At 63.3% G+C, this 14,459-nt stretch carries 12 protein-coding genes; 9 read left to right on the forward strand and 3 right to left on the reverse strand.

What is annotated here, in order from left to right; translation table 11 throughout:
- Complete coding sequence (locus tag KCX70_RS11825) at positions 1-273, forward strand: HU family DNA-binding protein (RefSeq protein ID WP_019339665.1); 273 nt, start codon at positions 1-3, stop codon at positions 271-273.
- A gap of 294 nt (positions 274-567) precedes the next feature.
- Here KCX70_RS11825 and KCX70_RS11830 read toward each other — a convergent pair whose 3' ends face one another.
- Complete coding sequence (locus KCX70_RS11830; RefSeq protein ID WP_212617658.1) at positions 568-1,332, reverse strand: SDR family NAD(P)-dependent oxidoreductase; 765 nt, start codon at positions 1,330-1,332, stop codon at positions 568-570.
- A 509-nt stretch (positions 1,333-1,841) separates the two neighbouring features.
- Here KCX70_RS11830 and KCX70_RS11835 point away from each other — a divergent pair.
- Entirely contained in the window at positions 1,842-2,600 is a 759-nt protein-coding gene (locus KCX70_RS11835) for a hypothetical protein (protein ID WP_212617659.1), read from the forward strand.
- Between the two features lie 216 nt (positions 2,601-2,816).
- Entirely contained in the window at positions 2,817-3,914 is a 1,098-nt protein-coding gene (locus tag KCX70_RS11840) for a hypothetical protein (protein WP_212617660.1), read from the forward strand.
- A gap of 88 nt (positions 3,915-4,002) precedes the next feature.
- Here KCX70_RS11840 and KCX70_RS11845 read toward each other — a convergent pair whose 3' ends face one another.
- Together KCX70_RS11845 and KCX70_RS11850 are read right to left on the reverse strand one after the other, a co-directional pair.
- The gene (locus tag KCX70_RS11845) at positions 4,003-4,392 is read right to left on the reverse strand and encodes a response regulator (RefSeq protein ID WP_212617661.1); all 390 of its coding nucleotides are present in this window, start codon (positions 4,390-4,392) and stop codon (positions 4,003-4,005) included.
- Positions 4,389-6,176: a sensor histidine kinase gene (locus KCX70_RS11850; protein WP_212617662.1), complete on the reverse strand. Its 1,788-nt coding sequence runs from the start codon at positions 6,174-6,176 to the stop codon at positions 4,389-4,391. Before KCX70_RS11850 ends, KCX70_RS11845 begins: the two co-directional genes overlap by 4 nt.
- Before the next feature lie 234 nt (positions 6,177-6,410).
- On the opposite strand from KCX70_RS11850, the gene KCX70_RS11855 reads away from it, so the two are divergent.
- From KCX70_RS11855 to KCX70_RS11880, 6 genes are all read left to right on the forward strand, one after another.
- A complete protein-coding gene (locus KCX70_RS11855) occupies positions 6,411-7,922 on the forward strand; it encodes a CoA-acylating methylmalonate-semialdehyde dehydrogenase (protein WP_212617663.1) in 1,512 nt (503 codons plus the stop codon).
- A 68-nt stretch (positions 7,923-7,990) separates the two neighbouring features.
- The gene (mmsB, locus tag KCX70_RS11860; protein WP_102850511.1) at positions 7,991-8,881 is read left to right on the forward strand and encodes a 3-hydroxyisobutyrate dehydrogenase; all 891 of its coding nucleotides are present in this window, start codon (positions 7,991-7,993) and stop codon (positions 8,879-8,881) included.
- Between the two features lie 2 nt (positions 8,882-8,883).
- Positions 8,884-9,939, forward strand: coding sequence for an enoyl-CoA hydratase/isomerase family protein (locus KCX70_RS11865; protein WP_212617664.1), 1,056 nt, complete (start codon positions 8,884-8,886; stop codon positions 9,937-9,939).
- A 12-nt stretch (positions 9,940-9,951) separates the two neighbouring features.
- Entirely contained in the window at positions 9,952-11,103 is a 1,152-nt protein-coding gene (locus tag KCX70_RS11870; protein WP_102850509.1) for an acyl-CoA dehydrogenase family protein, read from the forward strand.
- A 154-nt stretch (positions 11,104-11,257) separates the two neighbouring features.
- Positions 11,258-12,901: a long-chain fatty acid--CoA ligase gene (locus KCX70_RS11875; RefSeq protein WP_392602167.1), complete on the forward strand. Its 1,644-nt coding sequence runs from the start codon at positions 11,258-11,260 to the stop codon at positions 12,899-12,901.
- Between the two features lie 351 nt (positions 12,902-13,252).
- Positions 13,253-14,323: a CaiB/BaiF CoA transferase family protein gene (locus KCX70_RS11880; protein WP_212617665.1), complete on the forward strand. Its 1,071-nt coding sequence runs from the start codon at positions 13,253-13,255 to the stop codon at positions 14,321-14,323.
- The last annotated feature ends 136 nt before the right edge of the window (positions 14,324-14,459 follow it).

Below are 14,459 nucleotides of genomic sequence, written 5' to 3' on the forward strand. Positions count from 1 at the left end.
GTGAATAAAGCCGAGTTGATTGAAGCGATCGCCGCCTCCGCCGATGTTCCGAAAAGCACTGCCACTCGCGTATTGGATGCCTTCACCGAAAGCGTAACCAACACCCTGCAGAACGGCGACAGCGTAACGCTGGTCGGCTTCGGTACCTTTGCCGTCAAGGAACGCGCCGCTCGTGACGGCCGCAACCCGCAGACCGGTGCCACCATCAAGATTTCCGCAGCCAAGCTGCCAGGCTTCAAGCCGGGCAAGTCGCTGAAAGACGCAGTGAACTGACACCCCGCTGCCAGGTTCCGGGCCGCTGACGTTCCTCGCGAACGCAGCGCCTGCCCGGATCGGCCGTTACAGCAACCCCCTCCCGCAACGTTCCTCACCCGCTCCCTCGCGCCATTCAGCGGCCTCAGCGCCACTCCGAGCGTCTACGTCACCGCTTTCCATCCTGAACAACGCCCCGGCCTTACAGAACGGCGCCCGCCGACACAAAAGCTAGAGGCCGAACGAAGACGCCTTTTCCTCCAGCCTCCAGCTTTCCAGCTTTCCAGCGCTTTTATCGTCCAACCCCGTGCAGGTTCACTTGTCGCGATCGACCGCGAAACCCGCCCACGCTTGACGCGATGGCATGATCTCCAGCCGGTTAATGTTGATGTGCGCCGGTAGCGTGGCCACGTAGAAGATCTGTTCGGCAATATCCTCGGCCGTCAGCGGCGTCGTGGTGCTGTAGAGCGCGTCGGATGCGGCCTGGTTGCCCTTGGTGCGTACCAGGGTGAATTCGGTTTCGGCCATGCCGGGTGCGATATCCGTGACCCGGACGCCGGTGGCGATCAGGTCGCAGCGCAGGTTGTAGCTGAACTGCTGAACGAATGCCTTGCTTGCCCCGTAGACATGACTACCGGGATAAGGCCACTGGCCCGCAACTGAGCCGATGTTGACGATACTGGCGCCCTTGCCCGTTTCGATCAGCGTCGGCAACAGCGCATGGGTGACGTTGACCAAGCCGGTGATGTTGGTATCGATCATGGTGTGCCAGTCATTCAGGTCAGTCTTCTGGGCCGGCTCTGGAGCCAGCGCCAGGCCGGCGTTATTGACCAGGCAAGTCACCGCTCGAAAGGCTTCCGGCAATGCGGCGACCACCTCCTTGACCGCCTCGTTCTTGCGCACGTCCAGCGTCGCGACATGAACCGGCACCTTGGCGCTGAGTTGCTTCTGCAACGCGTCCAGGCGCTCCGAGCGCCGGCCAGTGAGCACCAGCGACCAGCCTGCCTCGGCGAATCGGTGAGCCGTGGCACGTCCGAACCCGGACGTGGCGCCAGTAATGAAAACGACCTTGCTGTTCATGTTGTTCCTCTTCTCGATGGCAGCGCCCGTAGAAGCGCTGCGGTGGTATCGGTGAGCTATGGTCGATCGACCAGCGAAAAATTTCGAGCGCTTTTCAAGCTGTACGGCAACGCTCGCGCGCCACTGTTCAGCCGTCAGCCCGTGGCGCGCCCTCGATCCGACCTGCTTTCGCACAAGAGTCCCGACCATTGGGCTGGCCAGTCCGGCGGAACGCACCGCCTCGACACACCCGGCACGGTGCTCTCTGGCGGCGGGTGGCGGACGGAATCCATTCGCGGTCAAGACCGCTCCCACGGGTTAGCCGCAGCCTGCAATGCTGCACTGCCAGCTTTCTTGGGAGCGACGTGGCTCGCAGATAAATGAATGGCCAGCCCGGTGCCTCCGCCCCCCTGCGCCGCTACGCATCGTTGATGCTTTTTTCACCTCGCCTTCACACCGCGCTGTGCATCGTGGCATCACGCGGCGTCTCCCGCTGCGCTCCCCCAGGCTGTGCCCCTCGAGATCAGACGATGAACAAACTTCCTCAAATCACCCTTGCGTTCTGGGTCATGAAAATCTGCGCCACAACCCTCGGCGAAACGGCCGGCGACCTGTTGTCGATGACCCTTGATGTGGGCTACGCCGTGAGCTCGCTGATTCTGTTCAGCGCCTTTCTCGTCACGCTGCTGGCCCAACTGCGGACCCAGCGGTACAACCCGCCGTTGTATTGGGCGGTCATCCTGACCACCAGCACCGCGGGCACCACCATGTCGGACTTCATGGATCGCACGCTGGGCCTCGGTTATGCCAGTGGTTCGGCCTTGCTGATCGGGCCGCTGCTGGTGATCTTCCTCGTATGGCGTCTGAGCTGCGGCACGTTGGCGGTCGAGCGCATTCGCAACCTGCGCGGCGAATCCTTCTACTGGGCGGCGATCCTCGTGTCCAACACCCTGGGTACGGCGCTGGGCGACTATCTGGCCGATGACTCCGGCCTGGGCTTCGCCGGCGGCGCGCTGCTGATCGGCAGCCTGATTGCCGGTATCGCTTTGCTGCACGCTCGCACACGGCTATCGCCGGTGCTGTTGTTCTGGGCCGCGTTCGTCCTGACCCGCCCCTTCGGCGCGACGCTGGGCGATGTGCTGACCAAAGCGCCGGCACAAGGCGGGCTGGGATTCGGCACTGTTGGCTCGTCGCTGATCCTTGGCGGCGTACTGGCCGCGCTGGTGGCAGTCGCCACGATGTATCAACGGCGCCGCAGCCGCCAGGAAACGCTGCTGCTGGTCGGCTAGCGCTGGAAAGACCGAATGCACGCCGTGACCTGCGGATCAGGGCCACGGCGCGCTTTCTCGGCCGTCTAGCATCGGCCTCAGCGGGCAGCCCAGCGTGACCCAGCGCTCAATCTCTGGGGCATTAATACCCCGCTCGCGCCACATCGACTGTTCGATGGATTCCCCGCGACAGACGCACCGGCTAGAACTCGGGCTCTTTCACCAAGGGGTTCTGCAATGCACACAAGAAAAACAATCCTGGCAGCGACCATTTCACTATTCATCGCGAGCCACGCCCACGCCGTCAGCGAATCGAGGCAGGAGCAGACAGGCACCGACAACTACGCCGATGTGATGCAGCAAGGCGACGGCAACAGCATCGCGCAATTGCAGAACGGCACAGGAAACGTCGCCTACACCGACCAGAACGGAGTCGGCCTTACCGCCAACAGCGACCAGACCGGCGACGGCAACATCTCCACCCTCGAGCAAACAGGCTCAAATGGCGTAATCACCGTCAGTCAGGACGGTGCGTACAACCTCGCCACCGTGCTGCAGTCTTCGGCAGAAGTCGGCCATTCGGCGTCCATCTCGCAGGTGGGTACCAGCAACCTGGCTTACATCGAACAGCCGGACTTCAACGCAAACAGCGCGGCAATCAGCCAGAACGGAGAGAACAACGCAATCGAGGTGTTTCAGGAAGGATTCCTCGTCAAGAACTACAACGGCGTGCAGAACGGCACTGGCAACACCGCCTATATCGAACAAATAGGCGATGCTCATGCGCAGACTGATCAGACCGGTACGGACAACATCATCACCCTTACTCAGGATGGATTCCCCTTTGGCGCCAATGCATCGATCAGCCAGACGGGTACGGCTAACCAGGCAACGCTCGACCAGCGTTCACCCGGCCGCTACTCCTCGGGAGATGTCGAGCTGATCCAGATCGGTACGGACAACGTCGCGGACGTCGTGGAGTCTGCCGGCTTCGGCTCGTTTTCCTACACTCAGAACGGCACCGGCAACGAGCTGACCGCACAGCAAGGCGGGCGCTCGACGAGTGTAGAGGGAAGCTCCACGGGCGATTACAACCGGGTGGATATCCGCCAGGACTTCGACGGCAGCAGCCTAATCATCGATCAGAACGGAACCGCCAACGAAATCGACGTGGACCAGTCGGGCTATTACAGCTCTGCCAACATCGGACAGACCGGCACCGAGAACTACGCCTCCGTCGTGCAGACAGGCACGCTGGAAAGCGCGCAGAGCTACAACGCTGTGATCATGCAGAACGGAACGGGCAACTCGGCGCTCGTTACCCAGGGCCCGTGAGGCGTTACCACCCGGCCCAACCTCGACAAGCCCGCTGAAACGCGGGCTTTCTGTTGCGGGCGCCTACCGCGACGCGAGTTGTTGCGACTCAAGACCCTTCCAGCGCCAGCCAGACGCCTCGCTCCAGGTCACTGAAGAAAAACGGCTTCTGCAAGGTGGGAATGTCGGAGAAACGCGCGTCCATTCCTCCGGCGCCATAACCGGTCGCAAACAGCAGCGGAATATTACGCGCCATGAGCTGCTCGGCGATGGGAAAGCTGGGTACACCGTCGAGGTTGACGTCGAGTACCGCCAGATCGAAATTGCCGGTCTCTGCCGCTTGCAAGCCGTCGGCAAATCGCGAAAGCAGCTCGACGTGCGCACAACCGATATCGATCAGCATGTCCTCGAGCAGCATACCGACCAACGCCTCGTCCTCGACGACCAGGACCCGCAGGCGTCCGAAGGGATCTTGAGCGGTATCGGGATCATCAGTCATGGCAGCGGCACCTCGATATGGCATTCCACCCCTTCGACCGGGTAGGCCAATTGCACATCGGCACCAAGCTCACCCGCGAGCCCACGCTCGAGCAGGCGCGACCCGAACCCCTTGCGTACCGGGGACGACACGGCAGGCCCACCGAGCTCTTTCCAATGCAGATGCAGGCAGCGTCCCGTCTTGCAGGCCACGATTTGCCATTGCAGGCGGACATACCCCGCCTCACTGCTCAGCGCCCCGTATTTGGCCGCGTTGGTGCACAGCTCATGCAGCGCCATCGCCAGCGCCAATGCTGCCTTGGGTCGCAGACGTTGTGACGGGCCTGCCACGATGAAGCGTTTGTGGTCGTGGGCCTGAAAAGGTGCCGCCGCCTGATCGACGATGTCGTTCAGGTTCGCGGCCTCCCAGTTCTCCCGCGACAGCACGTCATGCGCCTTGGACAGCGCGATCAAGCGCCCTTCGAACCAGCGATAGCCTTCGCTGACATCGTCATGACGGAAACTCTGCGCAGCGATCGACTGCACGGTCGCCAGCGTGTTCTTGACGCGGTGATTGAGTTCGTTGAGCAGGAGCTGGCGATGATCTTCGGCCACCTTTCGCTCGGTGATGTCGACCAGCATGTTCACCGCGCCGATCACAGTGCCGGCTTTGTTACGCAATGGCGCGGGATAGGCGAGAAACGGCACACGGGTGCCGTCTGGCCGCTCGGCCACCGCCTCGGCCCCGTGAATGGGACGTTGTTCCTTCAGCGCAACGGCCATGGGGCACGCATCGTGAGGTAATGGAGTGCCGTCCGGCCAGTACAGCCGCCAGGTCACGCACCATTCATCGGTACCAATGGCCGGGGTGCGCCCCGCCAGGTCGACGCAGGCCTGGTTGAAGAAGGCCACCTTGCCGTTGGCGTCAGTGGTATAGACGGCGGTTGGCAAGGCATCGAGCAGCTCGCGCAGGCGCCGCTCGGCTTCCTGATTGGCGGCTTCCAGACGCTTGCGGTCGGTGATATCTCGCGTCACTGCCAGTTGCGTGAAGCCGGGCGATGCGCCCGGCGGGGCATCGGGCAACGCCAGCGGCACGGCATGGGTTTCCATGTGCCGGCGAGTGCCACCCAGGCTGATGATGTCGAATTCCCAGCTGAGCTTTTCACCGTTGCAGACACGTCGATGCTGGTCGCGCCAATACTCGCGATGTTCCGGGGCGATCAGGTCGTATACGCATTGCCCCTCCACATCGGCGGCGGTCTCGGCCCCAACCATGCGCAGGCCTGCCGGGTTCATTTGCACCAGCGTGCCATCCTGGTCGACGATCTTCACGCACTCGGGGGTGTTTTCCACGATCGCCGTCAGCCATTCGACACTGCGGCGGCGATCGGCATCGCCTTGGCGGGCCGGCGTGTTGCCCTGAAAGCAGACGACAGCGCCCGTGATTTGCCCGGTATCGCTGCGCAAGGCCTGGATATTGGCCAGCACCGGCGCCGCCTCATCGTCGGGCCGTTCGATCAGCAAGGCGATGTCCTGCCCGGGATGGCCTGTACGTATGGTCTCCGCCAAGGGCGTATCGGCAAAGGGCATCAGCGTCTTGTCCGGGCAAAGGATGCGCAGCCGCCCGTACAGCCGCAGACCATCGCCACACAGCTGGCTGGCGACTCGGTTGTACCGCTGCACCGCACCGTCGGCATCGAGCGTGCAGACGCCGATCGGCAGCAGGTCCAGCATGTGTTCCTCGAATGGCAACGGATGCTCGAAAGGCGCGACGACAGGGTTACCGGGGCTATCTGTGCTCAACATCTGTATCTATCTCAAACTCACTATTGGCTCTCGCTTCATCGACCTTGCAGCGGGGAAAACCGGCGCAGGCGTGGGCTCGCCCGACGCATTCGGCACATTCGCTCTACGCTTGATGACTGTGCATTTGTGCAGAACCACTATGCGGTAACCCGCATTGATGTAAACAAATCTGCACCCTAGGATCAGGGGGACGTGATCCGCTTTATTCAATAACAACAATCGCTAGGACCCACCATGACCCAGTCAAGTGCCATCCCCACAGTCAAGCTCCTGATCGGCGGTGAGCTGGTCGAGTCGTCTACCACCGAGTGGCGCGACATTATCAACCCTGCGTCTCAGGAAGTCCTGGCCCGTGTGCCTTTCGCTACCGAAGCGGAAATGAATGCCGCCGTTGCCAGCGCCAAGGAAGCCTTCAAGACCTGGCGCAAGACGCCAATTGGCGCGCGCTCGCGGATCTTCCTCAAGTACCAGCAGCTGATACGTGAAAACATGAAGGAGCTGGCGGCCATCCTCACCGCCGAACAGGGCAAGACCCTGCCTGACGCCGAGGGCGACGTGTTCCGCGGGCTGGAAGTGGTCGAACACGCCGCCGGCATCGGCAACCTGCAACTCGGTGAACTAGCCAACAACGTCGCCACGGGCGTCGATACCTATACCCTGCTGCAACCGCTGGGCGTTTGTGCCGGCATCACCCCGTTCAACTTCCCGGCGATGATCCCGTTGTGGATGTTCCCGATGGCCATCGCCACCGGCAACACCTTCGTCCTCAAGCCGTCCGAACAGGACCCGATGGTGACCATGCGCCTCGCCGAGCTGGCGCTGGAAGCCGGCGTACCCCCAGGCGTGCTCAACGTCATCCATGGTGGCGCCGATGCGGTGAACATGATCTGCGATCACCCGGACATCAAGGCCGTTTCCTTCGTCGGCTCGACCAAGGTCGGCACCCACGTCTACAACCGCGCCAGCCAGGCCGGCAAGCGCGTGCAATGCATGATGGGCGCGAAGAATCACGGCATCATCCTGCCCGACGCACACAAGGAGCAGACACTCAACGCCATCGCCGGCGCGGCCTTCGGCGCGGCGGGTCAGCGCTGCATGGCGCTATCGGTGCTGATCCTGGTGGGCGAGGCGCAAAGCTGGCTGCCGGACCTGGTCGCCAAGGCCAAGACACTGAAGGTCAATGCCGGCGCAGAAAGCGGCACCGACGTCGGCCCGGTAGTCTCCTGTGCTGCGCTGGATCGCATCGGTTCGCTGATCGAGCGCGGCGTCTCGGAAGGCGCCGAACTGGTGCTGGACGGCCGCAACCCGCAAGTGGCCGGCTACGAGAAGGGCAATTTCGTTGCGCCGACGATTTTCTCCGGAGTGACGCCCGAGATGAGCATCTACCGTGAGGAAATCTTCGGCCCCGTGCTCTGCGTGATGCAGGTCGACACCCTCGACCAGGCCATCGAACTGATCAACGCCAACCCCAACGGTAACGGCACGGCGGTGTTCACCCGTTCCGGCGCGGCAGCGCGACACTTCCAGGAAGAGATCGATGTCGGTCAGGTGGGCATCAACGTGCCGATTCCGGTACCGGTGCCGATGTTCTCCTTCACCGGCTCGCGCGCCTCCAAGCTCGGCGACCTCGGCCCGTATGGCAAGCAGGTGGTGCAGTTCTACACCCAGACCAAGACCGTCACCCAGCGCTGGTTCGACGAGAACGAAGTCGGCGGATCGGTCAACACCACCATCAACCTGAAATAACCGCGGCGGGCGTCGTGGCATAGGTCGCGGCGCCGCCAAACGCCCCCAATAAGAAAAAGGAAACGGCCATGCATATCGGTTTTCTCGGACTCGGCAACATGGGCGGGCCCATGGCCCATAACCTGCTCAAGGCCGGCCATCAAGTCTGTGTCTACGACCTTTCCGCGGCGGCGGTCTCCAACCTGGTGGAAGCCGGCGCGAAGGAAGCCACCTCGCCCGCTGGCGTCGCCCAGGCCGGTGTGGAAGTGATCATCACGATGTTGCCGGCAGCCACTCACGTGAAGCAGGTCTATCTCGGCGAGGACGGCCTGCTCGCCCACGTGCCCGCCGGCGTACTGCTGATCGACTCATCGACGATCGACCCGATGAGCGCACGCGAAGTCGCCGCCGCAGCAGCGGAAAAAGGCAATCCGATGCTCGACGCCCCCGTCTCCGGCGGCACCGTCGGCGCGGCAGCCGGCACCCTGACCTTCATGGTCGGAGGCAGCGACGCAGACTTTCAGAAGGCTCAGCCGATCCTCGCGACAATGGGCAAGAACATCGTCCACTGTGGTGGCAGCGGCAACGGCCAAGTGGCCAAGGTCGCCAACAACCTGTTGCTCGGCATCTCCATGATCGGCGCCGCCGAAGCGATGTCCCTGGGCGTCGCGCTGGGAATGGACCCCAAGGTCCTGGCCGGGGTGATCAACTCGTCCAGCGGTCGCTGCTGGAGTTCCGAGATCTACAACCCCTTTCCAGGGGTAGTGGAAAACAGCCCGGCCTCACGCGACTACAGCGGCGGCTTCGGCACCGATCTGATGCTCAAGGACCTGGGGCTCGCCAGCGAAGCGGCCAAACAGGTACGCCAGCCGGTTATCCTCGGCGGTCTCGCGCAGCAGCTGTACCAGGCCTTCAGCATGCAGGGCAACGGTACGCTGGACTTCTCCGCGATCATCAAACTCTACCGTCAGGAGCATTGAGCATGACCCAGGCAGAAGCGCCGGTACTGATCGAGGTCCGCAACCGCGTCGGCTACCTCACCCTCAACCGTCCGGCGGGACTGAACGCCGTGACGCTGCCGATGGTGCGCAGCCTTCATCGTCAGCTGCAGGATTGGGCGGACGATCAGGACGTGGTCGCCGTGGTACTTCGCGCCGCAGGCGAGAAAGCCTTCTGCGCCGGCGGTGACATCCGCTCGCTGTACGACAGCTACCAGAACGGCGAGGACCTTCACCGCGCCTTCTTCGAGGAGGAATACGCCCTCGACCAGTACATCCACGCCTACAGCAAACCGCTGCTGGCACTGATGAACGGATTTGTGCTCGGCGGTGGCATGGGGCTGGTCCAAGGCGCCTCGCTGCGGGTGATTTCCGAACGCACGCGCATGGGCATGCCTGAAGTGGGCATCGGCTATTTTCCAGATGTCGGCGGCAGTTATTTTCTGCCGCGTCTGCCGGGCAATCTCGGCATCTACATGGGCGTGACCGGCAATCATGTGGGTTCGGCCGATGCGTTGTATGCCGGCCTGGCCGATTACTCTGTGCCCTACGAGCGGTTCGCTGAGCTGGAACAACGCCTGGATCAACAAGACTGGCGCTCGCCGGCCCAGGCGACACTGACGAATATGGTCAGCTCCATGGGCTGTTCCGAGCTGCCGGACGCATCATTCAAGGCGCTCTTCCCTGCCATCGAAAAGCATTTCGCCCACGACAGCATTGCCGGCATTCGCCAGTCACTCGCCGAGGAAAACCGCCCCGAGTATCGCGACTGGGCCGCCGAAACGCTCAAGGTCATCGACAGCCGTTCGCCCCTGTCGCTCAGCGTCACGCTGGAGATGCTCCGTCGCGGACGCACGCTGTCGCTGGCCGAATGCTTTCGCATGGAGCTGCACCTGGACCGCCAATGGTTCGATCACGGCGACATCATCGAAGGCGTTCGCGCGCTGATCGTCGACAAGGACAAGAGTCCGCGCTGGAATCCGCCTACGCTGACTGAAGTCACGCCGCAGCGGGTTGCCGATTTCTTCGCGGGCGTCTGAGAGGAGCCATCCATGCAAGACATCGAACTGAGCGAAGAGCAGCGGATGATCCGCGATATGGCGCGCGACTTCGCCCGCGCCGAAATCGCGCCCAAGGCCCAGGCCTGGGAGCAGGCCGGCTGGATCGGCGATGACACCGTGACGCAACTGGGCGAGCTCGGATTGCTGGGCATGATCGTTCCCGAGCAATGGGGCGGCACCTACATCGATTACGTCGCCTACGCGCTGGCAGTCGAGGAAATCTCCGCCGGCGATGGCGCCATCGGCGCCTTGATGAGCATCCACAGCTCGGTCGGCTGCGGGCCCATCCTCAAATACGGTACACCGGAGCAGCAGGACCAATGGCTGCCGGACCTGGCTACGGGCCGGGCCATCGGCTGTTTCGCCCTCACCGAACCCCAAGCCGGCTCGGAAGCGCACAACCTGCGCACCCGCGCCGTGCTGGAAAACGGCGAATGGGTGATCAACGGCGCTAAGCAGTTCGTCAGCAATGGCAAGCGCGCGAAGATCGCCATCGTCTTCGCGGTCACCGATCCTGATCTCGGCAAGAAGGGCCTGTCGGCGTTCCTGGTGCCCACCGACAACCCCGGTTTCGTCGTCGACCGCATGGAAAGCAAGATGGGGATCCGTGCCTCGGACACCTGTGGCGTGACCCTTCGCGACTGCCGCATCCCGGAAGCCAACCTGCTCGGCCCGCGTGGCAAGGGCCTGGCAATCGCCCTGTCGAATCTCGAAGGCGGCCGCATCGGCATCGGCGCCCAGGCCCTGGGCATCGCCCGCGCGGCGTTCGAGGCAGCGCTGGGTTATGCCCGCGAGCGCATCCAGTTCGACAAGCCGATCATCGAGCACCAGAGCGTGGCCAACATGCTCGCCGACATGCACACCCGCCTGAACGCCGCGCGCCTGCTGATCCTGCATGCCGCGCGCCTGCGCAGCGCCAATCTGCCGTGCCTGTCCGAAGCCTCCCAGGCCAAGCTGTTCGCCTCGGAGGTCGCCGAGTACGTCTGTTCCAAGGCCATGCAGATCCACGGCGGCTACGGTTATCTGGAGGACTATCCGGTCGAGCGCTACTACCGCGATGCGCGTATCACCCAGATCTACGAAGGCTCCAGCGAGATCCAGCGGCTGCTGATCGCGCGCGAGCTGAACAATTACGGGCTGTGATGAGGCGGGCTTGGTGCTGAAAGGGAAACAATGCGGAGGTATTGACGACCGGTAGGCACGGACCTCTCGCACGACGACAACCGCAAGCAGTATTCCGAATGGCAGATGGCGGCCTGGCAGGCGCCACCCAGAGAACAATAAAAAGGATACGAAGATGCTCAAAGGTACGATGCAGCAGACCCCGCTGATGATCAGCGGCATCCTGACCCACGCCGCCCTCGCCCACGGCGACCGGGAAATCGTTTCGCGACTGGTCGACGAGCCCATCTGGCGTTACGACTATGCAGGCCTGGCGAGGCGCGCCGGCCAGGCCGCCGCGATGTTGCAAAGCCTTGGCGTCAAACCCGGCGACCTGGTCTCGTCCATGGCCTGGAATACGCATCGTCACTTCGAGCTGTTCTTCGCCGTACCGGGCATCGGTGCCGTGCTGCACACCGCCAACCCGCGTCTGTCGGACGAACAGATCATCTACACCCTGAACCACGCCGGTAGCGGCGTGTTGCTGTTCGATCGCAGCTTTCTCTCCGTTGTCGAACGAGTTCGGCCACGGCTGGAGCACATCCACACCTTCATCATGCTGTCGGATGCGCAACGCACCGAGCCGGGCGAGATCGGCGCGCAGAGCTACGAAACCCTGATCGCCAGGGAGCAGCCAATCACCGACTGGCCGCGGTTCGACGAGAACGCCGGCGCCATGCTCTGCTACACCTCAGGCACCACGGGCAATCCGAAGGGCGTGGTGTATAGCCATCGCTCCGTCGTGCTGCATGCCATGGCTGCGGGTCTCACCGGCGCTTTCGGCTTCTCTGCATTCGACTGCATTATGCCCTGCTCCTCGCTTTACCATGCCACCGCCTGGGGCGTGCCCTTTACCGCAGCGATCAACGGCTGCAAGTTCGTCCTGCCATGCGACAAGATGGACGGCGCCAGCCTGCAGGAGCTGATCCAGACCGAGGGCGTGACCTTCTCCGGGGGCGTGCCGACCATCTGGACCATGTACCTCAATTATCTGGAGCGCACCGGCGAGGACACCGGCCAGCTCAAGTGTCTGGTGATCGCCGGCTCGGCCGTGCCGCGCGCGCTGGCCGAGAAATTCGAGACCCGCTATGGCGTTAGCGTCCGCCAGCTCTGGGGCATGACCGAGACCAGCCCGCTCGGCGTGGTCGCCACCCCAACGCCCAAGCTCGCAGCGATGGGCGAAGCGGCCACCAACGAGGCCATCTGGACCCGCCAGGGCCGCCTGCAATTCGGCATCGAGCTGAAGATCGTCGACGAAGCGGGCAACGAGCTGCCCCACGACGGCACCAGCTCCGGCGCGCTGCTGGTGCGCGGCCCCTGGACGGTCGAGCGCTACTTCCGCAGCGACACCAGCGCACTGGACAAGGAAGGCTGGTTCGACACCGGCGACATCGCCACCATCGATCCCAACGGCTACATGCGCATCACCGACCGCAGCAAGGATGTGATCAAGTCTGGCGGTGAGTGGATCAGCTCCATCGACATCGAAAACATCGCTGTGGCCTGCCCTGGCGTGCGCATCGCCGCGGTGGTCGGCGTGCCCCACGAGAAATGGGAAGAACGCCCGATTCTCATCATCGAATCGCATGACGACGCCGAAATCAGCACCGAAGCGGTCCTCGCCTACCTCGAACCGCAAATCGTCAAATGGTGGATGCCCGATGCAGTGATCTTCGACGCCGTCCCCCTGACCGCCACCGGCAAAATCGACAAGAAGACCTTGCGCGACCGCTACCGCGACCACCTGCTGGAGATGACCACTAGCGCGGCAAACAGCTGACTGCACGGCACGGCTAACCGAACTACGAACGTAGGATGGGTGAAACCCATCAGCCATATAGGACAGGAGAAACCATCAGACAGGACCGCCATCCGGTCAGCCAGGGTCCGCTGTGGGCGCGTCAGCCGCTCGATGGGTTGCACCCATCCTACAAGAGCATTAGTACGGCGAACCAAACTACGTTCGTAGGATGGGTGCAACCCATCAGAGAGGACCGTCACCCAGCCTCAGCCAGGGTCCGAAGTGACCCCGCCAGCCGCTCGATGGGTGCACCCATCCTACGAGTAACAATGCGGGTGAAACGGATCATCCGCCTGAATCGATGCGCTATGCCTCGGGAGCTCGATATCGATGGATAAATCGCAACCTCGCCAAGGCCCTCTGCTCGGGCTGCGCGTGCTGGAATTCGCCAGCATCGGGCCCGGCCCGCACTGCGCGATGCTGCTGGCCGACCTCGGCGCCGAGGTGATCCGCATCGAGCGCGAGGGCGGAAATGGCTGGCCCAATCCGGTGGCCGATCGCGGCCGCAAGCGGCTGACCCTGGATATCCGCACCGATGCAGGTCGTCAGCAGTGCCTGACGCTCGCCGACGGCGCCGACGTCATCATCGAAGGCATGCGCCCGGGCGTGATGGAGCGGCTGGGCCTCGGCCCGGAGCAGGCTCACGCACGCAACCCACGACTGGTCTACGGCCGCATGACCGGCTGGGGCCAGACCGGGCCATTGGCCCAAAGCGCCGGACACGACATCAACTACCTGGCCATCACCGGCGCACTGGCCGCAATCGGTGGCCGTGAAGGCCCGGCAATCCCGCCGCTCAACTTGGTCGGCGACTTCGGCGGCGGCTCGTTGTATCTGGCGTTCGGCATCATGGCGGCGCTGTGGGAGCGCGAACGATCAGGCCAAGGCCAAGTGGTCGATGCCGCCATCATCGACGGCGTGTCCTCGATGATGACCTTCTTCGCCGGGCTGCTGCCCAGCGGCGCCATCTCGCTGGAGCGCGACCGCAACCTGCTCTCAGGCGCCGCCCCACATTACCGCTGCTACACCTGTGCGGACGGCCGCGACATCGCCGTCGGGCCACTGGAACCGCAGTTTTTTGCCGAGCTGATGCAGCGCATCGAGGCGCCCGATGCCCTGCTTAATGGCTGCACGGGCCCCAAACTCTGGCCGGAGCAGAGCGAGCAGCTTGCGGAGCTGTTTGCCACACGAACCCAAGCTCAATGGTGCGCCCTGCTCGAAGGCACCGATGCCTGCTTCGCGCCGGTACTTACACTGGACGAAGCCGCACAGCACCCGCACATGCAAGCACGTGGCGTGTACCGCGATATCGACGGCGCCCTACACGCGGCTCCGGCACCGCGGTTTTCACGTACGCCAGGGGCGATCCGGACATCGCAGAACGCCGACGGCTGGAGCTGAGCGCTCTTGTAGGAGCGGGCTCTGCCCGCGAACCGCAGCCACGCGGAACCCGGGATCGCAACCAGAGGTTGCTCCTACAAAAAGCAGCCGATTCATTGGCTAAACAGGCGCACCTCGCCCCTGTAGGAGCGGGCTC

This window comes from Stutzerimonas stutzeri (assembly GCF_018138085.1).
GTDB lineage: Bacteria > Pseudomonadota > Gammaproteobacteria > Pseudomonadales > Pseudomonadaceae > Stutzerimonas > Stutzerimonas stutzeri_AI.

Bases quoted from the DNA above. Each gene is read 5' to 3' on its own strand.
- KCX70_RS11875 (WP_392602167.1), top strand. From the start codon at position 11,258: ATGCTCAAAGGTACGATGCAGCAGACCCCGCTGATGATCAGCGGCATC.
- KCX70_RS11880 (WP_212617665.1), top strand. From the start codon at position 13,253: ATGGATAAATCGCAACCTCGCCAAGGCCCTCTGCTCGGGCTGCGCGTG.
- KCX70_RS11845 (WP_212617661.1), bottom strand. From the start codon at position 4,392: ATGACTGATGATCCCGATACCGCTCAAGATCCCTTCGGACGCCTGCGG.
- KCX70_RS11840 (WP_212617660.1), top strand. From the start codon at position 2,817: ATGCACACAAGAAAAACAATCCTGGCAGCGACCATTTCACTATTCATC.
- KCX70_RS11830 (WP_212617658.1), bottom strand. From the start codon at position 1,332: ATGAACAGCAAGGTCGTTTTCATTACTGGCGCCACGTCCGGGTTCGGA.
- KCX70_RS11835 (WP_212617659.1), top strand. From the start codon at position 1,842: ATGAACAAACTTCCTCAAATCACCCTTGCGTTCTGGGTCATGAAAATC.
- mmsB (WP_102850511.1), top strand. From the start codon at position 7,991: ATGCATATCGGTTTTCTCGGACTCGGCAACATGGGCGGGCCCATGGCC.
- KCX70_RS11855 (WP_212617663.1), top strand. From the start codon at position 6,411: ATGACCCAGTCAAGTGCCATCCCCACAGTCAAGCTCCTGATCGGCGGT.
- KCX70_RS11865 (WP_212617664.1), top strand. From the start codon at position 8,884: ATGACCCAGGCAGAAGCGCCGGTACTGATCGAGGTCCGCAACCGCGTC.
- KCX70_RS11850 (WP_212617662.1), bottom strand. From the start codon at position 6,176: ATGTTGAGCACAGATAGCCCCGGTAACCCTGTCGTCGCGCCTTTCGAG.
- KCX70_RS11870 (WP_102850509.1), top strand. From the start codon at position 9,952: ATGCAAGACATCGAACTGAGCGAAGAGCAGCGGATGATCCGCGATATG.